Origin of the sequence: Flavobacterium sp. PL11 (assembly GCF_035985025.1) — a bacterium.
In the GTDB taxonomy this organism is placed as follows: domain Bacteria; phylum Bacteroidota; class Bacteroidia; order Flavobacteriales; family Flavobacteriaceae; genus Flavobacterium.
The window spans coordinates 137,706-160,455 of sequence record NZ_JAXCIA010000003.1 but is presented as its reverse complement, the minus strand read 5'-3'; the positions used below and the strand labels follow the sequence as shown (position 1 = coordinate 160,455).

The following is a 22,750-nucleotide window of genomic DNA, read 5'->3' as shown; positions in this document are numbered from 1 at the left end:
GAAAGCGGCTAAATTAAAAAATAATAAAAATCAAATGATTACTGTCTCGCTATAATTTTTTTAGAGATAGTTGTTCCATTTTTTAAGAGTACTTTAACGATCAAAACCTCATCAGCTATTATTGCCATCCGCGCTAAAAAATTCTTTTTATTTACTTCAATTGTTTGGTAAATAAGCTTTCCGCCAATGGTATAAATATAAATTGTATCAATAGAATCTAGTGATGAATTCACATTAAGTTCTCCTTTATTTAAAGAAATATAGAAATTGTTTTCTGCTATTTCTAAATTATCAATATTTAGTGCTTTATTTGTATATCGAAGCACAAAGCGATCATTAAATGTCCCTATTTCTGTATCAAAATTATAATTCTTCTTTTTCAAATCGAAGACAACATTCTTAATTTTATCTTCTAGAAATAAAGATTGGTTTAATAATAAACCATCAATTTCATCAATACTAATCGTAAAAGAACCTTTGATAGCGCTATTGTATCCTAATGCAATGCTATCATTATCATTGAATGGTAATGCTCTACCTTGAATAACTAAATTTTTATTAGCAAGAATACTATAAAAATCTAAGTTTTTATTTGCTTTGCGACTTTCACCATCATAATCAGAATCAAATTCATCAGTTGCATTTGTAGTGTAACCAATTAGTATTTGTTTAAAAGCACCTTCGTTATTAAATAAATTTAACCAAATTCGATGTTTTTCAATTTCATTGCTTTTCCACTTTTTAGTAGCAACTGACCTAAAAAAACTACCGTTTTGATCTATTAAACGCATACTATTATTGTAAATCACATTTCCACTGTTTTTACTTGTAGTAAAAAAAGATTGTCCAGAAGCTATTGTCCCATTTGGTTTATTATTATTTACTCCAGAATTTAGTGCCTGACTCGTCCCTACACCGCCCATTATATTATAAACGGCATAATCATTAGCCGCATATTGATTGTTTGTTAATGGTGTGTTGTGAGTCCAGAAATATAATGTTCCCTCTAAAACTGCTGTATTTAAAGCTAAAAATCGATCAGCACTTATCGCAGATGGGTAAGGATTACCTAAGAGGTGCGAAGTATTACTATCATTGACAGGAATTGCTATATTTCCATTATTAGGAATACCTTTAAAAACTGCTTCAAATTGTTCAGGAATATTCTCTGAAAAATTTTGCGGACCACGAATAATATAGCCTTGGCCTATTATCATATTATTTATAGGCGATTCTAAAAACCATGAATTAGCGCTTGGATTATATGAATAATATTTATCTACAAGTGTGTTTGGTGAAACATCTATTAATTTTTGATTTAAAACTGGCGATGACCAATACGTATAATCATATTTCACAATGGGAGTAGTTTTTCTGTGTACATTGATAATTCCAGAATTGATAGTAGCGTCATCAGATTGAAATAGTGAAGCATTATTTTCTACAATAAGTCTTCCCAACCCTGAATATTCAGAGGTTAAACTTAACGTATTACCTGTTTTTATAGCAACTGTATTGCCACTGGAAATAAAACAAGAACAAGATTTAGCAGATATGTCAAAATTATAATTTCCATTGAAAGTTAATGCTTTTCCAAGTGATGGAGCTCCATTACTCCAATTAGTACCATTCCAAGTTGAACTATCGATACATAATTTTATTCTAGCAATACGGTGTTTTGGTATACTAGAAACCAAATTGAAATTTCCTCCAATAATCACTTTTGCATCTTCAGTAAAAGCGATACTAAATAAGGTGTTATTTAAATCAACTTTAAATGTTGCGTCATAAACTCCATTAGGAAGTAAACGCAACATACGCTGTACAACTATTGCATTATAAGTTCCAGAAAATGTACCTCCTATTAGCAAGTGATCATCTAGCTGTACTAAAATAGTTCTAATTTCACCTTTACTAAAACCGGCTCCCGTAATAAAAGAGGAATCGTAACTTCCGTTACTATTTAATCGTACTATTCTTTTTGCGGAAAAACCGTTATAATTTAAAAAAGAGCCACCAATAATAATTTTACCACTGGATTGTAATGCAATTGTATATACATTTTTATCAATACCAGTGCCAATTGAAAATGATGAATCAACACTTCCATCTGTGTTTAAGCGAACCAGTTTATTATAAGGATATTCATTAAAATGTGTAAACCGTCCACCCAAAAGAATTTTTCCATCAGGTTGTATGTAGATAACTTCTATAATTCCATCAGCTCCCATACCTACGTTGAAAGTGGGATCGATACTGCCGTCAGTAAGCAATCTAATTATTCTATTGGAATTGATTGTATTATAAATAGTAAAATTACCACCTACAATTATTTTCCCATCAGACTGTGTAGCTAATGCATAAACTTGATTGTTAAATCCGCTACCTATTACAAACGAGGGGTCAATAATGCCATTTGCTTGAATTCTACAAATACGATTCACTGCAACATTATTGTAGTTTCTAAAACTACCAGCTAAAATAATTTTACCATCAGTTTGCTTTACGGCATTCCTAATAAAATTATCAGCGCCATTAGCTGAAGGATTAAATGATGAATCTACTACTCCATCATCTAATAATCGTGTAATTCTTGATGTTTTAACCCCATTAAACTTAGTGAAATTTCCAAAAACTAACGTTTTATTGTCAGATAACGAAATCACTTTAGCTACTGAATTATTAAAACCAACGCCAGATGTTAAAAAACCAATTTCTAAACTTCCATCTGAACCTATCTTAGCGAGTCGACCTTGATTTTGAGAATCAAAAACAGAAAAAGAACCTCCCACAAACCAGGAATTAGTAGACTCCATTTCTAAAGTAAGCACTGTAGCAGAGCCAGGACCATCTCCAATATCAAATGGTGGGACTACAACACCATTAGCATCTAATAAAATTAATCGGTTAACATCGATTCCATTATAATTTCCAGTAAAAGATCCGCCAATCATCATTTCCCCTATAGCCGTAATTTTAACAACTGAAACATACCCAGCACTAAAGCCAGTTCCTGAATTAAAAGTAGTATCATGGGTACCATCCGAATTTAATCGTACTATTCTATTGGCTGTACTTTCATTATATTTTGTAAAGTCGCCACCTATTACAATCTTACCATCAGCTTGAATAGCAAGCGCTCGTATATCATCATCAAAACCATTTCCAATGTTAAATGTATTGTCCCAACTACCATCTACATTCAACCGGATCATTTTATTGATTGCAATACCAGTGAATAAATTAAAAGTACCTGCTACAAGTATTTTTCCATCAGGCTGAATTTGCAAGGTATTTATAAATCCATTCCCAGCTCCACTACTTATAAAAGAATTATCAGGAAGTCCATTAGGTAAAATACGAGCAATTTTATTTACAGTAGCGCCATAATAATTTGTAAAACTACCTCCAATAATAATTCTACCATTGGTTTGGATAGCAACGGTATAAATAGTTCCATTAGTTGACCCAATAGAGGTGTTAAAGGTTAAATCACGGGAACCGTCACTATTTAATCGAATTAATCTATTAGCCGCTATACCATTATAAAATTTAAACGCACCTCCAACAATAATTTTACCATCGGCTTGTATTGTCGTAGCATAAACATTACCATCAAAACCAATTCCAGTATTGAATGAAACATCTATAGAACCATCTGGAAGCAGGCGCGTAAGTTTAGCAGTAGAATTACCATTACAACTTAAAAAATCACCACCTACAATTAAATTTCCATCTGATTGTAATGCAACTGTTCTTACAGCACCATTAAATCCGTCACCTAGTGAACCATCATCATAGGTGTTGAAAGTAGTATCAACTTTACCTTGTTGTGGATATACAGTATTAATAAATAAAATACTGATTGCTATTACTAAGTAACATAGTTTTGTTTTCAAAATTTCTTTTAGATTTAAAATTTTAAAAAATGGAATTGCTTAAAAGTAATGCTGATAAAGTTAGACATTAAATTTAAATCTCACAACATACACGTTTAGTGTTGATTACATCAGATAAATATATCATTAATTAAAATGTTTGCTGAAATAACACCTAAGATTATTGCTAAACTGATCTTCTAAGAGACTGTATTCTCTTTGAGATATCAGTGATGTGTTTTTGGATATTTACCTTTCTTTTATTGAAATGCTATAGATTTGTAAATCTATTTATGTGTTTTCTACTAGACTTAAATAGTTTAGATTTGTAGTAGTAACTTTGTAACGCACGTTTAATAAAATCTAATACCACGACATTTTATCACCCAAAAATGAAAGATTTCTACACTATAAAAGAAGCTATACCTAAGATAGAGCATTTTTGTGCCTATCAAGAACGCTGTCATGAGGAGGTTATTCAAAAATTGAGAAGTTTCAAGATGGATTCTGATGAGATTGACACCATTATCGTTCATTTGATCGCAGATAAATTCCTTGATGAAGAGCGTTTTGCTTGCAGTTTTGCCAGAGGAAAACATCGTATAAAAAAATGGGGTAAAATTAGAATTGTTAATGAACTAAAGTTTAAAAAAATAAACCAACGTTTAATTACCACTGCTTTAAAAGAAATTTCTGTTGAAGAATATTTAGCTACATTTCATGCAGTGGCTGAGAAAAATTGGGAATCTATTAAAGAGTCTAATGCGTTAAAAAAGAGAAAGAAATTTTGCGATTACTTGTTAAGAAAAGGTTTTGAAAGTAATTTGGTTTATGAGAAAGTAAAGGAATTAGAGGCAGCATAAATTTTAGATAGTCAATAAAATACTTACCGCATTTCCTCCAAAACCTACAGCATTAATTAAAACTTTTTTGATAGGTTTAGTCTTAAGTTGCGCTTTTGCAAAAGGAACGCTAATAAAAGTGTTATTTTGCATCATCATAATAGCAAGTTCCATACTTAATATTCCAGAGGCGCCAAAAGTATGTCCGATTTTCCATTTATTAGTAGTCAATAAAGGGAGGCTTTCACCAAAAACTTTTTGGATAGCTTTATATTCTGATAAATCGCCCTTTACCGTTCCTGGGGCGTGCATTACTATTACATCAACATCGTATAAATCAGTGTTCTTCAATGCCATTTTCATCGATTTTTGGAAGCAGGTCGCCTCTGCTGAAATCGAAATATTATGTTCTAAAATTTCAGTTGCGTATCCTATACCCTCTATATATGCTACTGCATTTTCAGACTTTCCTATTTCTAAACAACATACTCCTGCGCCTTCGCCCAATATCATTGTTGACTGTTTCTTTTTTAAATCAAGAGCTAAATTTGGCCAGTGCACTATTTCATTTATATTATCACCAGCATTAGCATATATTTTTAATGCACGCATTTGAGCAATCGTAAAATCAGTTAATGGCGCTTCACTCCCACCAACTAAAAATTTCTCAGCCATTCCGGCCTTTAACCAAGCTACTCCGTTTAAGACAGCATGTAAAGCTGTAGAACAAGTTATAGAATGTGATATCTCGGGACCTGTGCTTTGTAAATCGTGGGCAACCCAAGAGGAAATATTACCTAAAGTAGTTGTAGGCGAGGCTAGGGTCTGCGCTTTTCCAGTTTCTAAATATTCTTGATGGTGTTTTTCAAAGAGATCAGTTGCTCCGCGGGAGGAACCTATATTTATTCCAAATATGTCATCAGTTTTCCAGCCTGCATATTGAATAGCTTTGCGAGAAGCGGCTATTGCATACAAGACAGAATTGTCAAGCGCCTTATATTTATTATCTGATTCACGTAAAGCAGTTATGATCTCTCTTGAATCATCATCTAATTTAGCAATAAAAGTGTCTTGATTGTCAAGCAAATGTTTTGAAAAGTAGTGCTTCCCGTTGAGATAATTTTCCCAAATAATTTCTGGACAACTCCCTAAAGGAGAGATTGAAGCGATGGAAGTGATAGAAATAATTTTTGACAAGAAATTGTTTTTTAAAGATAAATATGGCTGAATATGGCATCCTACTTTTTAAAATTAATAAAAAAGAATGCAATTAGTAGATTTTAATTTTTTACAAATTTAAACTTTTTCTAAAGCATCTTCAACTACATCATATATTTTCTGTAATTGTTCATTAGTGATAATGTAAGGGGGTAATATATAAACAATATTACCTACGGGACGTAGAATTATACCATTGGCAATAAAAAAATTATAGAGCTTGTTGCGCAAAGTACCGTAATAACTCTCGTTATTCTCGGTTTTTATTTCTAATGCAAAAATAACTCCCAAAACTCTTGTTGTCGTAACTCGTGGATGGTTTTCAATCCTTTTTTGGAAATCTAAATGTTTCTGATTTACGCGTACAAGATTATCTTGCATTTCATTGGTTTGCAGTAATTCTAAACTCGCTAAAGCAGCTGCGCAACCTGTTGGGTTAGCAGTGAAAGTGTGCCCGTGAAACAGTGCCTTATTAATATCATCATCATAAAAAGCCTCAAATAAATCCTGTGTAAAAGTTGTAATTGCCATAGGAATTGTTCCACCAGTTAACGCTTTTGATAAGCACATCATATCAGGTTTTTCAACCAAATAATCAGTTGCAAAAGTTTTTCCTGTTTTGCCAAAGCCTGTCATCACTTCATCAGCAATCGTAAGAATATTGTTTTCTTTACATATTCGAATTAAAACATCCAGCGTTTCTGGATCGTACATCACCATTCCGGCGGCTCCCTGCACTAAAGGTTCATATATAAATGCTGCACAATTATTGTTTTCTATAACAGCTTGCAATGCATTGTAACTTTGTTGCTCATGACCTTTTACAGGAACTGGAATTCTAACAACATCAATAAACATTCCTTCAAAAGCCTGAGTATAAAACGAAATTCCACTTGCGGCCATTGCGGCAAATGTATCTCCGTGAAACGCGTTTTCAAAAGCAATTATGGTGGTTCTCTTCTCCCCTTTATTAAAAAAATATTGTAAACCAACTTTGATTGCTACTTCGACAGCGGTAGAACCATTATCTGAAAAGAATATTTTTTGTTGATTTTTTGGCAGAATTTCCATCAGCTTTTCAGCTAAAACTATTGCAGGTTCATGTGTGAATCCACCAAACAATACATGTTCTAAAGTCGTCAATTGTTTGTAGATCGCATCGGCAATAAATACATTAGAATGTCCGAAAGGATTTACCCACCAAGAAGCAATTGCATCAATATATTCTTTATCGTTTTCGTCCCAAAGCAAAGCGCCTTTTCCTCTTTTTATAGCAATGGGTAAAGCCGCAGTTTTGTGTTGGGTATATGGATGCCAAAGGTATTGACGGTCTCTTTCAGTTAAGTTCATTAAGCAAAGATAGGAAAAGAAGTTTGAGCTACGAAGTGGGAATTATGAGGACAGAAAATTTAATTGAAAATCTCTTCTAGTTTAAAATCGAGTTGTGGGAATAATGGACTTTCAATTTTATCATCTTCAATTAACGGATGTTGACCCACAAAAATACCCTCTTTTAAAACATAAATAAAAATCGTTTTATTTTCTGGATTCACGATCCAATATTCTAAAACGCCAGCTTCCTGATACAAATCATATTTATAGCGCATTTCTTTTTTAAAATTTCCAGGTGAAAGTATTTCAATCATCAGTTCAGGAGCGCCTATTGCACCTCGTGCATCTAGTTTATTTTCATCACAAATCACGCACAAGTCAGGTTGAACAACCGTGTAAATATCAGTATCACTTTTTGAATTTTTAGTACTTAACAAACGAACATCAAAAGGTGCTACAAAAAGATTACAAGAATTATTTTTGAATTTGTTACCTAAAATAATCGTCAAGTCTCGTGAAACTTTTTGATGGTAAGTGCTAGGCGCTGGACTCATTTTGAATATTTTACCTTTAAAAAGCTCCAATCGTTCTTGAAACATCCAAGTCAAATAATCCGCGTAGGAATATTTTTTAGCTAAATCTAATTGACTAATATTGGTAATCATAATTGCTTTTTTATAAAATTAACAACAATAGGCTATGTTATAACTTAAAAATATTTTCTTGAAACAGTGCAGCTTATTGGAGAGTAATCTTTATCTGAATATATTTTTTGAAATGCTAAATTAAAATAATTTGAATATACAATCTAGCTTTCAGAAATTTCAACGCTTTTAAAATCAATTGCCTCTATAAAACTGTATAATTTCTTTTGAAAATTATAAGGTACTAATTAGTTAAAAATCTCTTCTAATCTAAAATCGAGTTGAGGAAATAATGGACTCTCTATTTTATCATCTTCAATTAATGGATGTTGACCCACAAAAACACCTTCTTTTAAAACATAAATGAATATCGTTTTATTTTCTGGATTCACGATCCAATATTCTAAAACGCCAGCTTCCTGATACAAATCATATTTATAACGCATTTCTTTTTTAGAATTTCCAGGTGAAAGTATTTCAATCATTAGCTCAGGAGCGCCTATTGCACCTCGTGCATCTAATTTACTTTCATCGCAAATCACACATAAGTCTGGTTGAACAACCGTGTAAATATCAGTATCGCATTTTTGATTTTTTATATTTAACAGGCGAACATCGAAAGGTGCTACAAAAATATTACAAGTTTCATTTTTGAATTTATTCCATAAAATTCCATGTATGTTGCCTGCAACTTTTTGGTGATACATACTCGGAGCTGGACTCATCTTGAAAATTTTACCTTTAAAGAGTTCCAATCTTTCTTGAAACATCCAGGTTAAATAATCAGCGTAAGAATATTTTTTGGCTAGATCTAATTGACTTATACTGGTAATCATAACTGCTTTTTTATAAAATTAACAACAATAGGCTATGTTATAACTTAAAAATATTTTCTTGAAACAGTGCAGTAGGTAAAGATTGATATATATTTTATGAAATGCTAAATTAAAATGATATGAATATACAATCTAGCTTTCAGAAATTTCAACGCTTTTAAAATCAATTGCCTCTATAAAACTGTATAATTTCTTTTGAAAATTATAAGGTACTAATTAGTTAAAAATCTCTTCTAGTTTAAAATCGAGTTGAGGAAATAATGGACTATCTATCTTATCATCTTCAATTAATGGATGTTGACCCACAAAAACACCCTCTTTTAAAACATAAATGAATATCGTTTTATTTTCTGGATTCACGATCCAATATTCTAAAACGCCAGCTTCCTGATACAAATCGTATTTATAGCGCATTTCTTTTTTAGAATTTCCAGGTGAAAGTATTTCAATCATTAATTCAGGAGCACCAATAGCACCTCGTGCATCTAGTTTATTTTCATCACAAATCACACATAAGTCAGGTTGAAGGACAGTATAAATATCAGTATCACTTTTTGAATTTTTAGTACTTAAAAAACGAACATCAAACGGAGCCACAAAAAGATTACATGAATGGTTTTTAAAGTTGTTCCACAACAAACCTGTCAAGTCTCGTGAAACTTTTTGATGATACATACTCGGAGCTGGACTCATCTTGAAAATTTTACCGCTAAAGAGTTCCAATCGTTCTTGAAACATCCAAGTTAAATAATCAGCGTAAGAATATTTTTTGGCTAGATCTAATTGACTGATATCAGTAATCATAATTGCTTTTTTACAAATTTAACGAAAATAACCATTGTTATAACTTCGATAAATTTTCTTGAAACAATTCAGCATATTCCGAGATCACATTCTTGTCAAAATAAGGTTCATCTTCAATACGACCAATAAAGTTGATTCCCGTTTTAGAAAGAATAATAGACTCCGTAGCTTTGTTTTCATTACCATTAAAAATAATTCCGGCAATTTTTATATTTCTGTTTTGTAACGCTTCAATAGTTAATAAAGTGTGGTTGATGCTTCCCAAATAATGACGCGAAACCACGACTACTTTATAATCGGGCTGAATCAAATCAATGACACAATCCTGATCATTAAGCGGAACAAAAACACCTCCAGCGCCTTCAACAACCAGATGATTTTGTGTCACTGGTTCGGTAATCTTTTTGAGATCAATAGAAATGTTGTCGACTGCTGCCGCAAAATGTGGACTTGCAGGCGTGTTCAACGCATAACTATTCTCGAAAAAAGTTGATTTACTGTTCGACACATATCGCTTTACTTTATGTGTGTCTGAGTTATCTAAATCGCCTGCTTGAATGGGTTTCCAATAATCAGCTTCTAAAGCTTCTGTTACAATAGCTGATGCAATGGTTTTACCAACATCAGTTCCAATTCCCGTTATAAATAGTTTCATTGATTTCTGTTTTAAAACACAAATGTACTCAACAAAAGTAAAATTCGATTGATCTCTTCTTCCGAATTATAACTATGCAAACAAAAACGTAAACGTTCCTGTCCTTCTGAAACTGTTGGTGACAATATAGCTTTTACATCAAATCCGTTTTTCTGTAATTCATTCGCAATTGCTTTTACTTTCTGATTTCCAGGAATAATTGCACTTTGTATTGCTGATTTACTGCGCACGAACAGTTGCTTTAATCCTATTAAATTAAGCTGCTGATTGAAATGAATGATATTATGTTTTAATGCATCAATACTTTTTAAATCTTTATCCAAATATTGATAAGCAATTAAAATCGTAGCAACAGAATGTGGTGAAAGTCCAGTGGTATAAATAAAACTTCGAGCAAAATTTATTAAATACTCTTTCAATTGTACCGAACCCAAAATTGCGGCGCCGTGACAACCTAATCCTTTACCAAAAGTCATAATACGAGCAAAAACGTAATCTTGCAAACCCAACATTTGAACTAATCCTTCTCCTTTAGATCCAAAAACCCCTAAAGCATGTGCTTCATCAACAACTAAGTAACAATGGTATTTATCTGAAAGCGACACTAATTCTTCCAGATTTGGACAATCACCATCCATAGAAAAAACTGATTCAGTCACTATGTAAATTAAGGAATTACCATTTCGTAAAATTAATTTCTCTAAATCTTCAAAATCATTATGTATAAACTTAAATGCTTTTGCGTTTGACATCTTGATTCCGTCGCGGATAGAAGCGTGACACAATTCATCATATAAAATAACATCGTTCCGCTGCGGTACAGAACTAAAAAATCCAATATTGGCATCATAGCCAGAATTAAAAATTAAAGCTGCTTCTGAATGATGAAATTGAGCAATATAGTCCTCTGTGATTTCATATAAAGGATGGTTACCTGAGAGTAAACGCGAACCAGTTGCACCGTTTGTTTTACCATTATTCTTAGATAAAAATTGATGAACCGAGTCATAAAGTTCCTCTGACTTTGCAAATCCTAAATAATCATTAGATGAAAAGTCTATTTTAGTACCTGTTTGTAAAAGTTTCCGCAAGGAATTATTTTGCGAGCGTTCGCTTAATTTATCTACTAAACTTTGTGGAAATTGTTTCATTGCAATACAAATGTAGAAAAACAATTTTAAATCCAACACTATATATTTTAATTGTTATTTGATAAAAATTTATTGTTTATCAATAATTTTTATATATTTGATGTTTAAATAAAATTATTTCTTATGAAGAAATTAAACTTTTTAAAGGCCATTTTAGATTTATTTTGGTTCTTTTCTGTTTTGAGTTCAATAGCGATTGTCGTTTTTGTAGCTATGTATCTTTTTACAAGTAATTTTAATATTCCAATAGAAATAAAAGGTCAAGTAATTAATACAAATTCTATAATTGCCAAAGTTACTGTGGTGGCTAATTTAGTCAGTGGCTTTTTATTTTTATACAGTATTTATTTACTTAGAAAAGTAGTTTCTCTTTTTCAAAAAAAAGAAATATTTACCACGATTGTAATTGATAGTTTTAGTAAAATTGGAAGTTGTATAATTGCCTCTGCATTAATTAGCAGTATTTCTGTTCTTGTTTATAAAGCAGTCGAGAAAAGTTTTACAAGAATTTCACTTGACTTTGGAGGATATGATTCATTATTAATAGCTGTGAGCTTAGGTTTATTTTTTATGGTTATTAGTGAAATATTTAAAATTGCTAAAAGTATAAAGGAAGAAAGTGAATTAACAATTTAGCTTATGCCAATTATTTTAAATTTAGATGTGATGTTGGCAAAACGTAAAATGCGTTCGAATGAACTTGCCGACAAAATAGGAATTACAACTGCTAATTTATCAATACTAAAAACAGGAAAAGCAAAAGCAGTTCGATTTTCTACATTGGAGGCAATTTGTGATGTGTTAGAATGTCAACCAGGTGATATTCTAGAATTCATAAAAGAAGACAACAAAAAATAGATTTGTAATAAAAAAGCCCAACGTTTCCGCTAGGCTTCAATTTTTATTTCATTAAGTATTTAGTCAACTAAAACGATTACTTTATTATCTTTCATTTCAATTGTACCTGAATTGATCGACAATGTATAATTTTGATCATTTACCTTTGTAAATTTACTTGCTACTTCTTTTGCGAAAGCGAAACTAGAAGCAGTAATTTTCACATCGCCTTTTTCCAATATTGAAACTATTGGCGCGTGATTATTCAAAATTTGAAAACTTCCATTAATTCCAGGCAATGTAACCGAAGTTACTTCTGCTGAAAACAATTTGGCTTCTGGTGATACTATTTCTAAAATCATAATTTTTTGAGTTATGAATTATAAATTATGAATTATAAGTTTATTGAAAAACTCATAACTCATAACTCATAACTTATTATTAAGCTTCCGCTAACATTTTTTCTCCTGCTTCGATCGCTTCTTCGATAGTTCCTTTAAGGTTAAAAGCTGATTCTGGTAAGTGATCTAATTCACCATCAATAATCATATTAAATCCTTTGATAGTATCTTTAATATCTACTAAAACTCCTTTCAATCCTGTAAATTGCTCAGCAACGTGGAAAGGTTGAGATAAGAAACGTTGTACACGACGCGCTCTTGAAACAGCTAGTTTATCTTCTTCCGATAATTCTTCCATACCTAGAATGGCGATAATATCTTGTAATTGCTTGTATTTTTGCAAAATTTCTTTTACTCTTTGTGCGCAATCATAATGCTCATCCCCTAAAATTTGTGGTGTAAGAATTCTTGACGTTGAATCTAATGGATCCACTGCAGGATAAATACCTAATTCAGCGATTTTACGAGATAATACTGTTGTTGCATCAAGGTGAGCAAACGTTGTTGCTGGTGCTGGATCCGTTAAATCATCTGCAGGAACGTAAACCGCTTGTACAGATGTAATAGATCCTTTATTTGTTGATGTGATACGCTCTTGCATCGCACCCATTTCTGTTGCTAATGTTGGTTGGTAACCTACTGCAGATGGCATACGACCTAAAAGTGCCGAAACCTCAGAACCTGCTTGTGTAAAACGGAAAATATTATCAACGAAAAACAATACATCTTTCCCTTGATCAGTTCCAGCTCCATCACGGAAATACTCCGCAATAGACAACCCAGAAAGTGCAACACGAGCACGAGCTCCTGGTGGCTCATTCATTTGACCGAAAACGAAAGTAGCTTTAGACTCTCTCATTCCTGGTAAATCTACTTTAGATAAATCCCATCCTCCATTTTCCATAGAGTGCATAAATTCATCACCGTATTTTATGATTCCTGACTCTAGCATCTCACGAAGTAAGTCATTCCCTTCACGTGTTCTTTCTCCTACTCCTGCGAATACTGAAAGACCACCGTGACCCTTTGCTATATTGTTAATCAACTCTTGGATCAATACGGTTTTACCCACACCAGCACCACCAAATAATCCAATTTTACCACCTTTAGAGTAAGGCTCAATTAAATCGATAACTTTAATACCAGTGAATAAAACTTCTGACGAAGTTGATAAGTCTTCAAATCTTGGAGCTTGACGGTGAATGGACATTCCATTTACACCTGTTTTTGGTAATTCAGGCAAACCATCAATTGCATCTCCAATAACGTTAAATAAACGTCCGTAAACATCAGCGCCAATTGGCATTTGGATTGGATTTCCTGTTCCCACTACTTCATATCCTCTACTCAAACCATCTGTTGAGTCCATTGATATGGTACGAACGGTGTTTTCACCAATGTGAGATTGTACTTCAAGTACTAATAAAGTACCATCTTTTTTTGTGATTTCTAATGAATCATAAATTTTTGGAAGTTCAACATCTATACCGTTGAAAACTACGTCAACTACTGGACCAATGATTTGGGCAACTTTTCCTATTACTTTTGACATTACTTATGTGTTTATTAAATAGCTAATTAGGCTTATGAATGAGTACAAACCGAAACCTATCGATTTGGTCCTTTTTTCAAAGCGCAAAGATAATTTTTTAAAATAAAAAATCAACATCTTTTAGCATAAAAAAAACGAAAAAGATAATTGATTATTAAAACGCGATGAGAATATTAAACCACTGATACTTTCACAAAATAAAAAACCACCACGCTTGAGAAACGGGTGGTTCTAAATAAAAATTAATAATTAATAATTACAAAGCAGCTGGATATAGTATCCTATATTTTCCAACATTTACATTTTTAAAATTTGAATTGTATTTAGCATTAATAGCTTCAAGAAATTGATTTGCAATTATAGCATATCCTCTTGGACTTGGATGAACTCCATCTAATGAAAACATTCCACCAGTTACAAAAGTAGAGGTAGTTGTATATCCATTATAAACTATACCTGCTGGAGTTGCTAATTTATCAGTAACCGCTTTTAGTTCTACAAATGCTAAACCTTTTGCATCAGCTATAGATTTGATTGTTGCATTATAAGCATCGGTAGCTACTTTAACCTCTGCCACTTCCTCTTTTGATAACACCCAATTATCCGCAAGAGGAACAGAAACTCCATTTACCGCTGCTGGATTTCCACCAACTAATGTTCCAATGAATGTTCGTGATGTTAATACCATTAAATCTTCTGCAGTTGCATGTCTATATGAAGGAATTCCAAAAGAACTTCTGTCCGTTAAATAACTATCCACAATTACTACTGCATTTGCACCAGCTTGAAAATTTATAGTTCTTCTAGTAGCCTCAGCCGCCGTTAACAATCCCGCATTAACCATTGCTTGTAGACCACCATTATAGCTAGCATACCCACTATTTAACTGCGCAGCAGCTGGAGCAGTTAGTGCTACTGGGTTATATGGAACAGTAGTAAAAAATGGTAAAGCTGTAATATATGGTATATTAGCAACTACACCTTTTGCACCTTTAGCCGTTAACGCATTTATTATATTTGAATAGGTATTTGCAAAAACAGTTGGATCCGTTATATCATTATTTGCGTAGGTAGCAGGATTCATATTTCCAGTTCTATTAATACCTGAACCACCTGAAGTGGCATATACTAAAACATCATTTCCTCCTATCCACAGGGAAAAGAAAGTAGCATCTTGTGCTACAGCATCAGCAATAACTGTGGTTGTATTGCTAGAAGCGAATCTTACAAAATAAGGATTTGCTGTTCCAGCGCCAATCCCAGCAACACTGCCATATCCTGGAGATAATAAGTGGTAACTCTTGGCTCCTGGAACTCCAAGATTATTAAAAGTACCCGTCAATTTGTTAGTAACCTCTGTTGTTGATGATCCAGTTACTGCAACAGGTGCAGTTCCATTAAAAAATAATCGAGGTACAAAAATTGCATTACCGCCTAATAAAAGTCCACCAACATTATCAGCCATTAAAGGCGTTTTAAATTCACCTCCACCAGCTAAAGCAAATTGTTGACTGATAATATTTGCATAAGATCCTTCCTGCCCTAATTTGAATAATGCATTATCACTAAAACCAGCAGCATAAGAATCTCCTACAGCAATATACTTAGTAACAATTGCTGAACCTGAAGTTATTGGTTTTCCATCAGATGAAGTAGAATCAATCATTACCTCATCATCATTATTACATGCTACAAATGCTAATGAAGCAAATAGTAACCATTTGAAATTTTTTATCATTGTTTTTTAAATTAAAATTTGATTAATTACGGATTGATTGTCCATGAAGCAAAGTACTGCTGACCAATAAGCCCAGCTCCTAAAACTTGACCATATTCTTTTCCTCCAATATTTGAAGCTCCAATTTTAAATGTAGATTTTAGCGATGGGAAATCATAATTTAATTGAGCATCAATCACTGTAGCTGAAGCAATTGTTCCATCCGCAAAAGATGATTGCCACAAGTACTCGCTGTTCCATCTTCCGCTTATATTAAATCCAAAATTAGCGAACAATTTTTCATTGCCAATAGATGCTTTTACGCGGTGTTTTGGGGTATTAAATCCTGCTTCAAAACTATCATCTTTAGATTGATCAAAATTAAATTGAGCATAATTGTAATTTACACCAAATTCAAAATCTTGATATACTTTTCGAGACAGACCAATACCAAAACCTAATGATTCAATTTCTAAATCAGTATTTGTATAAAGTTGAAAAGCTCTTGTGTTACCATTAGCAAGTGCATGTAAAGCTTGTTGTCCTTGTGGATTAGTTAAACCACCTCCATCTAAAGCTTTTCCATATAATGGAGCTAAAACATTTAAATTACCAATGAAATTATTATAGATATTATAATATCCATTGATGTCAATTGAAGTTTTATCTATAAAAGAGCGGTATCCTAATTCAAAAGCTTTTACTTCTTCTGGTTTCACTAAATTGGCATTATTTTTAAGCAATAAGGCTGGATTTCTCGCTGCTGCAAATGCTGCTGCTGATGAAGCTGTATATGAATTTTCATAAGCGTTTCTACCAGTTATTGTTACTGAATTTCCTTGCGCAAATCCTTGTCCTACTGCTGTAGCGATAGGTAAAGTTTCAACAAATCGATCTAAGTTGTCAGGAGCTGATCCTAATAATATGGCTCTACCAACATTAAATCCAATGTATTGATCCTGAGTTGATGGGTTACGGAAACCAGTTTGAAACGAACCTCTAAAATTGTGTTTTCTGCTTTCTCCTCCTGTATACACTAATGATAATCGTGGTGAAATATTGCCATCAAAATTTTGAGCTTTGTCATAACGAATAGAACCCGTAAATTTCAAACGGTCATCTAACATTTTCTTTGTTAGCTGTGTGTAGGCACCATATTCATCATATTTAATTGGTCCTTTCGCATCTGTATAAATACGTCCAAAAGAATTTAATTCGTATTGTCTGTAAGAACCTCCGACTTGAATTTCTGCAAAAGAAATTAAATCTTTAAAGTTGTAATTTGCGTCTGAGTGGTAAATTATTGAATTATCTACTAACTTAGAACCAGTCAATACATCAGGATCGCTGATAACTTGACTAAATGCATTTTTGAATGCTGCTGTTCCAGGTAAGAATCGACCTGTATCGGCTACACCTCTTGCACGTGAATGTGCTTGATCAGGTGTTGCTCCAGCTAAAGTTGATTGTACATACGTTCCTGCATATTGACCAAACCATGTTGCATCTGGTTTCCATTTTCTGTTCACATTAATACCTGCAAATAACATATCATACGATTGACCACCATCTTCTGTTGTGGTATAACCTCTAATAAAGAAATTTTTACCTTTAAACTCTATTTTATGTTGTTGCATAAAAAAGTTGTTTAAGTAATAACGATTGGCTCCTTGATAAACTGTGTTACCATACCCGAACTTACTTTGCCAAATCACTTCTAATTTTTCATCACCAAATGGACGAAGATGTAATGAGAAATCAATTTTAGTATTAGATACTTTATTGTCAGTTAAGTCAACTTCGTTATAACCCGTTCTACTTACATTTGTGCTTGGCAATAAATTTACAGCTGATGCTGGAATTATTCCTTGTGCTGCTAATGCTTCACCAACACTTTTAATATTAGTAGCCACTTCATCACCATATACATTTACTCCATCATAATCAATGTTGCCTCTACCAAAACCCATACGCGTTTTATCATCGTAATTAACAGCATTCCATTCTGTTCCTCTCATATAAGCAAAATTTGCTTTACCAGCGAAATACTTATTGAATGCTTTAGCCATTCTAACTCCATAATCGACGTAATCATTAGTACCTGCAGCTTTTTGACTAGTTTGACCAAATTTTGCGTAAGCTCTAATCCCTTCGCTAGCAAATGGACTTTTACTTGTCATAAATAAGATTCCATTAAAAGCATTGGCACCATATAAAGCAGAAGATGCCCCTGGTAATAATTCAACACTTTGTACATCAATTTCAGAAACACCAATTAAATTTCCTAAAACAAAATTTAATAGCGGTGAGGAATTGTCCATACCATCTACTAGCTGCATAAAACGGGTATTTGCCACTGATGCAAATCCACGAGTATTAATAGATTTAAAAGACATACTTGAAGTATTCATTTGCACTTCTTTCATGTTTTCAAGACCATCATAAAATGAAGGAGAAGCCGTTTTTTTGATATCAGCAATACCCATTCTTTCAATAGTTACAGGTGATTCTAAAACTCTTTCTGGCGTTCTAGAAGCAGAAACTACTATTTCATTTAATAATGTTTCTTCTTCTTCAAGCTTTACTGTAACCTTTATATTAATTGCAGTGACTGAGACTTTTTGAGAAATATAACCTACACTTGTAACATTAATAGTGTAAGGTAGATTTTTAGTTGCTTGGATTTTAAAATTACCGTCTACATCAGTGACGGTACTGGCTAATTCGCCGATAATCGTAATATTAGCTCCAGGGATCGGTAGGCCGTTACTATCTGTAACCACGCCTGAAATTGTACTTTGAGCAAAAGCAATGCTACAAAAAAACAATGACATAAAAAGTAAATATACTCTCATCAGATTAAAAATTTGTTGGTTTAGGAAGCCAAAGTACAATTAATTTTGATATTAATAAAAAGTAGCTAAAAAAATTTGATTTTTAGTAGCTTTGGAGCATATTATAGTGATTTTGTACAATATCAATTAAATTTAAAATGTTAAATTTTAGGATAAATTATATAAAAAATAACTATGCAAGCATATAAAAATTAATAATAATTCGGAATTATTATTAATTTCTAACGATATAATAAAAATGAGTGTGCATTCTAAAATATTAATATTGTCCTGATTTTAAGTAATCATACTCTATTGTTTAAATCGAAATTATAAATAATAGTATTCTTAAAAAATAATAGAAATAGCATTTTATAATACAAACTTATTGTTCAGAATTTTAATAAAGAGGCAAATAAAATAATGATGATTTTAAGTAACATTTGGAAAGGCGTTAAATAACAAAAGCCTCATTAATTTGAGGCTTTTGTTTTATTCTTAAAATTATAGTTACAATTATTCGACAGTAACTGATTTTGCTAAATTTCTAGGTTGATCTACATTACAACCACGCATTACAGCAATATGATACGATAAAAGTTGTAATGGAATTGTTGTAATCAATGGTGATAATGCATCTGATGTTTCTGGAATTTCAATGATATAATCTGCTAATTCACGTACTTGAGTATCTCCTTTTGTAACAACGGCTATAATTTTACCGCTTCGTGATTTAATCTCTTGAATGTTACTTACAATTTTATCATAATGACCTTGTTTTGGTGCAATTATAATTACAGGCATGTGTTCATCTATCAATGCAATTGGTCCATGCTTCATTTCTGCAGCTGGATATCCTTCAGCGTGTATGTATGAAATTTCTTTTAGCTTTAAAGCTCCCTCTAAGGCAACTGGGAAATTATACCCTCTTCCAAGATATAAACAATTAGGTGAATCTTTAAAAACTGCAGCAATTTCTTTAGCTATGTCATTAGTTTCTAACGCTTCTTTAACTTTTTCTGGAATAATTTCTAATTCGTTTAAATAAGCATGAAAAACAGAATTTGATAACGTTCCTTTAGCTTTAGCTAAACGCAATGCAATCATTGTTAAAACTGTGATTTGGGTAGTAAATGCTTTAGTAGATGCGACACCTATTTCAGGTCCAGCATGTGTATAAGCTCCCGCATGCGTCTCTCTAGAAATAGAAGAACCAACCACATTACAAACTCCAAAAACAAACGCACCACTTTCTTTAGCGAGTTTAATAGCAGCCATTGTATCTGCTGTTTCACCTGATTGCGATATGGCAATAACAACGTCAGTTCTATTTATGATAGGATTTCTATATCTAAATTCAGAGGCGTATTCTACTTCTACAGAAATTCTTGCAAATTCTTCAAATACATATTCAGCTACCAAGCCAGCGTGCCAAGAAGTTCCACAAGCTACTATGATGATACGGTCTGCATTTAAAAATTTTTCTATATTATCCTCGACACCTGCCATTTGAATCAAACCTTCGTTAGCATGTAATCGTCCTCTATAAGTATCTTTAATAACACTTGGTTGCTCGTAAATTTCCTTAAGCATAAAATGGTCATATCCTCCCTTTTCAATTTGCTCTAAGTTCATTTGCAACTCTTGAATAGTAGGATTAACTAAAGAATCATCTTTAATTTTACGTACTTTCATAGGTTTATGCAATCTAATATTAGCCATTTCACCATCCTCTAAATACACAGCATTAGCAGTATATTCAATAAATGGAGAGGCGTCAGAGGCTATAAAATATTCATTTTCCCCTATACCTATTGCTAGTGGACTACCTAATCGAGCAGCAACAATTTCATTTGGGTTTTTTATATCAAATACTGCAATTGCATACGCACCTACCACCTGATTTAAGGCCACTTGAACAGCCTTACCTAATTTTAAATTATCTTTTTTTTGTACCTCTTCAATCAAATTGATTAAAACTTCAGTGTCAGTATCTGAATGAAAGATATAACCTCTATTTATTAATTCAGCTTTTAAAGGAGCATAATTTTCAATGATTCCGTTATGAATAATAGCTAAATCTCCAGAATTTGAAATGTGAGGGTGCGAATTAACATCATTAGGAACACCGTGTGTAGCCCAGCGAGTATGTCCCATTCCAATGGTACCATTTATAGTAATTTCTTGTAATGCTCTTTCTTCAAGATCTAAAACTTTTCCTTTTGCCTTAGCGACTTTCATCTCTAAACCATCATATAACATCACTCCAGCACTATCGTATCCTCTATATTCTAATCTTTTTAATCCTTTAATAACAATAGGATAAGCTTCTCTATATCCGATATATCCAACAATTCCACACATAATTTATTTTTATTTTGGTTTAGTATAATAAATTTCAAGTTTTAATCTTTTATCAGCAGGAATAGTCGCTTTTCCGCCAAATAGTACAATTCCTAAAGGATTCATCACTGATGCTTTTGGTGCCTGAGAAATGAAAGCGTCAGGAGTTTTTACTTTATATGAAACAACTTTTAAAATATCTTCTGTAATGATAAGACCTAATTTTACATTAGTAGAATCTTTATTATTAATAAGATTTCTTATTTGATTAGTGATTCTAATTTTGTAATTAGCACCTTTTTTTGTAGTCTCATTTTTATTAAGTAGACCATCAAATATTAATTTAGATTTTTTAGGAGAAGTATTATTGATACCTTGGTCTAAAGCGTAATCTACTAATATACGACTATTAGTAAAATCATATAAGTAAAGTCTTTGCGGATGATCACTATTTGCCATAGCATCACTGTCAATATGAAAAACTAAATTTGCCTCATTAATCAGTAATTTTTTACCATCAGTAGGATTTCTTAAATCATCCAGTTCATCAGCGACATCATTTGATCCAGCAATTACGTTTCCATTAGCATCATAACCTCTAACATCTTTTTTATCAAAAAGCTCTAAAACCGCTAATGATCCTTCACCACCTTTAAGATATAATTTTTCATCACCACTAACTATATTACCTGTACTTGGTAACATATTGTAAGTTGATCCTGATGTACTAAAATTATTGTTTAGCAAACTAACTGAATTACCAGTCATGTTTAACACTAACGTCTTTTTATCTCTACTTGGAGCCACACCCGCAGTAGGATTAGCTACATCTTCTTTATATATTATTGTTATTTGACCTTTTGTAAAATCAAGCATAGCTAAATTCCCTGGGCTATTACCTATTTTTTCCATTTTAAAATAGAGACCTCTAAAGTAATTTTTAAATGCGTCATTAGAAGCTAACTTTCCCGAATTTATTGCATTTAGGATTCTCGTTTTAAAATAAATTTTATTCAAATTTAATTGCATTCCAGGCGCGGAGTATTTTTTAGTTTTAACCCCAGTTATAGAGTCTAAAACTTCGACTACTTTTTCAGTAGGATCAAAGTAAAATTGATCATTTTGAGAAGTGTCTGATTCACTGTCATTTAAGCGATTAGAAATTTTCTTACTATCAAATAGTGTATTTTGATCTGTAAAATATTTTTGCTGCTGCTGAAAATTAGTCATCGGATCTGCATCCCGCATAAAGTATCCTGATTCATAAACGCTCAATTTCATTTTGGCTTTTTCAGGACCATAAATAGAATCTAAAACATAGGTACTACTACCATCTACATTAATCTTTTTCTTGAGTTCATCCGTGTAATAGGGTATTGTAAGAATAACACTCTCTACAAATACATTTTGACCAATAGTATTTACAGTGGAAGCTAAACTTACTTGCGTATTAAAATTCGCAGTAGTTTCACCAAAATTTTTGTCATTATAAATTCCTAAAGGATTTATTTCAAGATTATTAGATTGAATAGGACCTGTTTTTTGATTGTAACCATTAACTGTATAAGAGTCTTTATTAAAAACAAAATTATTACTACCTATAAGATCTCCACCAATTTCATTATAATCTTTGTCACACGAGTATAAAAAGACTACAGATATAACTATCAAGGCTTTCTTAAAAAAAGAATTATTGTACATATTTA

General features: G+C 32.3%; 17 protein-coding genes. 3 read left to right on the top strand and 14 right to left on the bottom strand.

Translation table 11 applies throughout. The features are described from left to right. Nucleotides 1-38: 38 nt before the first annotated feature. Nucleotides 39-3,899 carry a calcium-binding protein gene (locus RCH18_RS03120; RefSeq protein WP_326935306.1) on the bottom strand — a complete coding sequence of 1,287 codons (3,861 nt, stop codon included), beginning with the start codon at nt 3,897-3,899 and terminating at the stop codon, nt 39-41. Nucleotides 3,900-4,270: 371 nt separating this feature from the next. Between RCH18_RS03120 and RCH18_RS03115 the strand changes: the two genes are divergently transcribed. Continuing rightward, a complete protein-coding gene (locus tag RCH18_RS03115; RefSeq protein ID WP_326935305.1) occupies nt 4,271-4,741 on the top strand; it encodes a regulatory protein RecX in 471 nt (156 codons plus the stop codon). A gap of 3 nt (nt 4,742-4,744) precedes the next feature. Here the strand turns inward: RCH18_RS03115 and RCH18_RS03110 are convergent, their stop codons facing one another. The 7 genes from RCH18_RS03110 to RCH18_RS03080 form a co-directional block, all read right to left on the bottom strand. After that, nucleotides 4,745-5,917, bottom strand: coding sequence for a beta-ketoacyl synthase N-terminal-like domain-containing protein (locus RCH18_RS03110; RefSeq protein WP_326935304.1), 1,173 nt, complete (start codon nt 5,915-5,917; stop codon nt 4,745-4,747). A gap of 99 nt (nt 5,918-6,016) precedes the next feature. Beyond that, the gene (gene bioA / locus RCH18_RS03105; protein WP_326935303.1) at nt 6,017-7,288 is read right to left on the bottom strand and encodes an adenosylmethionine--8-amino-7-oxononanoate transaminase; all 1,272 of its coding nucleotides are present in this window, start codon (nt 7,286-7,288) and stop codon (nt 6,017-6,019) included. A gap of 59 nt (nt 7,289-7,347) precedes the next feature. After that, complete coding sequence (locus tag RCH18_RS03100) at nt 7,348-7,935, bottom strand: Uma2 family endonuclease (protein ID WP_326935302.1); 588 nt, start codon at nt 7,933-7,935, stop codon at nt 7,348-7,350. A 227-nt stretch (nt 7,936-8,162) separates the two neighbouring features. After that, a complete protein-coding gene (locus RCH18_RS03095; RefSeq protein WP_326935301.1) occupies nt 8,163-8,750 on the bottom strand; it encodes a Uma2 family endonuclease in 588 nt (195 codons plus the stop codon). Nucleotides 8,751-8,966: 216 nt separating this feature from the next. Further along, a complete protein-coding gene (locus RCH18_RS03090; RefSeq protein ID WP_326935300.1) occupies nt 8,967-9,554 on the bottom strand; it encodes a Uma2 family endonuclease in 588 nt (195 codons plus the stop codon). Between the two features lie 37 nt (nt 9,555-9,591). Beyond that, nucleotides 9,592-10,209: a dethiobiotin synthase gene (gene bioD, locus RCH18_RS03085; protein ID WP_326935299.1), complete on the bottom strand. Its 618-nt coding sequence runs from the start codon at nt 10,207-10,209 to the stop codon at nt 9,592-9,594. An 11-nt stretch (nt 10,210-10,220) separates the two neighbouring features. After that, the gene (locus RCH18_RS03080; protein ID WP_326935298.1) at nt 10,221-11,360 is read right to left on the bottom strand and encodes an aminotransferase class I/II-fold pyridoxal phosphate-dependent enzyme; all 1,140 of its coding nucleotides are present in this window, start codon (nt 11,358-11,360) and stop codon (nt 10,221-10,223) included. A gap of 123 nt (nt 11,361-11,483) precedes the next feature. Between RCH18_RS03080 and RCH18_RS03075 the strand changes: the two genes are divergently transcribed. Further along, on the top strand, nt 11,484-11,996 hold the full coding sequence (locus RCH18_RS03075) for a DUF2975 domain-containing protein (protein WP_326935297.1): 513 nt from the start codon (nt 11,484-11,486) through the stop codon (nt 11,994-11,996). A 3-nt stretch (nt 11,997-11,999) separates the two neighbouring features. After that, nucleotides 12,000-12,218, top strand: a complete 219-nt coding sequence (locus tag RCH18_RS03070) for a helix-turn-helix domain-containing protein (protein WP_326935296.1) — start codon at nt 12,000-12,002, stop codon at nt 12,216-12,218. Nucleotides 12,219-12,277: 59 nt separating this feature from the next. Here RCH18_RS03070 and RCH18_RS03065 read toward each other — a convergent pair whose 3' ends face one another. From RCH18_RS03065 to RCH18_RS03040, 6 genes are all read right to left on the bottom strand, one after another. Beyond that, entirely contained in the window at nt 12,278-12,559 is a 282-nt protein-coding gene (locus tag RCH18_RS03065; protein WP_326935295.1) for a F0F1 ATP synthase subunit epsilon, read from the bottom strand. 79 nt (nt 12,560-12,638) lie between these two features. Then, nucleotides 12,639-14,150, bottom strand: a complete 1,512-nt coding sequence (atpD, locus tag RCH18_RS03060; protein ID WP_326935294.1) for a F0F1 ATP synthase subunit beta — start codon at nt 14,148-14,150, stop codon at nt 12,639-12,641. 256 nt (nt 14,151-14,406) lie between these two features. After that, nucleotides 14,407-15,888 carry an SGNH/GDSL hydrolase family protein gene (locus RCH18_RS03055; protein ID WP_326935293.1) on the bottom strand — a complete coding sequence of 494 codons (1,482 nt, stop codon included), beginning with the start codon at nt 15,886-15,888 and terminating at the stop codon, nt 14,407-14,409. A gap of 26 nt (nt 15,889-15,914) precedes the next feature. Beyond that, nucleotides 15,915-18,722, bottom strand: a complete 2,808-nt coding sequence (locus RCH18_RS03050; RefSeq protein ID WP_326935292.1) for a TonB-dependent receptor domain-containing protein — start codon at nt 18,720-18,722, stop codon at nt 15,915-15,917. A gap of 495 nt (nt 18,723-19,217) precedes the next feature. After that, nucleotides 19,218-21,065, bottom strand: coding sequence for a glutamine--fructose-6-phosphate transaminase (isomerizing) (glmS, locus tag RCH18_RS03045; protein WP_326935291.1), 1,848 nt, complete (start codon nt 21,063-21,065; stop codon nt 19,218-19,220). 9 nt (nt 21,066-21,074) lie between these two features. Next, nucleotides 21,075-22,745: a DUF4270 domain-containing protein gene (locus RCH18_RS03040; RefSeq protein ID WP_326935290.1), complete on the bottom strand. Its 1,671-nt coding sequence runs from the start codon at nt 22,743-22,745 to the stop codon at nt 21,075-21,077. Nucleotides 22,746-22,750: the final 5 nt, after the last annotated feature.

Excerpts from the sequence above, each read along its gene's own strand:
- RCH18_RS03115 (WP_326935305.1), top strand. The coding sequence starts at position 4,271 with ATGAAAGATTTCTACACTATAAAAGAAGCTATACCTAAGATAGAGCAT.
- bioA (WP_326935303.1), bottom strand. The coding sequence starts at position 7,288 with ATGAACTTAACTGAAAGAGACCGTCAATACCTTTGGCATCCATATACC.
- RCH18_RS03100 (WP_326935302.1), bottom strand. The coding sequence starts at position 7,935 with ATGATTACCAATATTAGTCAATTAGATTTAGCTAAAAAATATTCCTAC.
- RCH18_RS03095 (WP_326935301.1), bottom strand. The coding sequence starts at position 8,750 with ATGATTACCAGTATAAGTCAATTAGATCTAGCCAAAAAATATTCTTAC.
- RCH18_RS03090 (WP_326935300.1), bottom strand. The coding sequence starts at position 9,554 with ATGATTACTGATATCAGTCAATTAGATCTAGCCAAAAAATATTCTTAC.
- bioD (WP_326935299.1), bottom strand. The coding sequence starts at position 10,209 with ATGAAACTATTTATAACGGGAATTGGAACTGATGTTGGTAAAACCATT.
- RCH18_RS03080 (WP_326935298.1), bottom strand. The coding sequence starts at position 11,360 with ATGAAACAATTTCCACAAAGTTTAGTAGATAAATTAAGCGAACGCTCG.
- RCH18_RS03075 (WP_326935297.1), top strand. The coding sequence starts at position 11,484 with ATGAAGAAATTAAACTTTTTAAAGGCCATTTTAGATTTATTTTGGTTC.
- RCH18_RS03070 (WP_326935296.1), top strand. The coding sequence starts at position 12,000 with ATGCCAATTATTTTAAATTTAGATGTGATGTTGGCAAAACGTAAAATG.
- RCH18_RS03065 (WP_326935295.1), bottom strand. The coding sequence starts at position 12,559 with ATGATTTTAGAAATAGTATCACCAGAAGCCAAATTGTTTTCAGCAGAA.
- atpD (WP_326935294.1), bottom strand. The coding sequence starts at position 14,150 with ATGTCAAAAGTAATAGGAAAAGTTGCCCAAATCATTGGTCCAGTAGTT.
- RCH18_RS03055 (WP_326935293.1), bottom strand. The coding sequence starts at position 15,888 with ATGATAAAAAATTTCAAATGGTTACTATTTGCTTCATTAGCATTTGTA.
- RCH18_RS03050 (WP_326935292.1), bottom strand. The coding sequence starts at position 18,722 with ATGAGAGTATATTTACTTTTTATGTCATTGTTTTTTTGTAGCATTGCT.
- glmS (WP_326935291.1), bottom strand. The coding sequence starts at position 21,065 with ATGTGTGGAATTGTTGGATATATCGGATATAGAGAAGCTTATCCTATT.
- RCH18_RS03040 (WP_326935290.1), bottom strand. The coding sequence starts at position 22,745 with ATGTACAATAATTCTTTTTTTAAGAAAGCCTTGATAGTTATATCTGTA.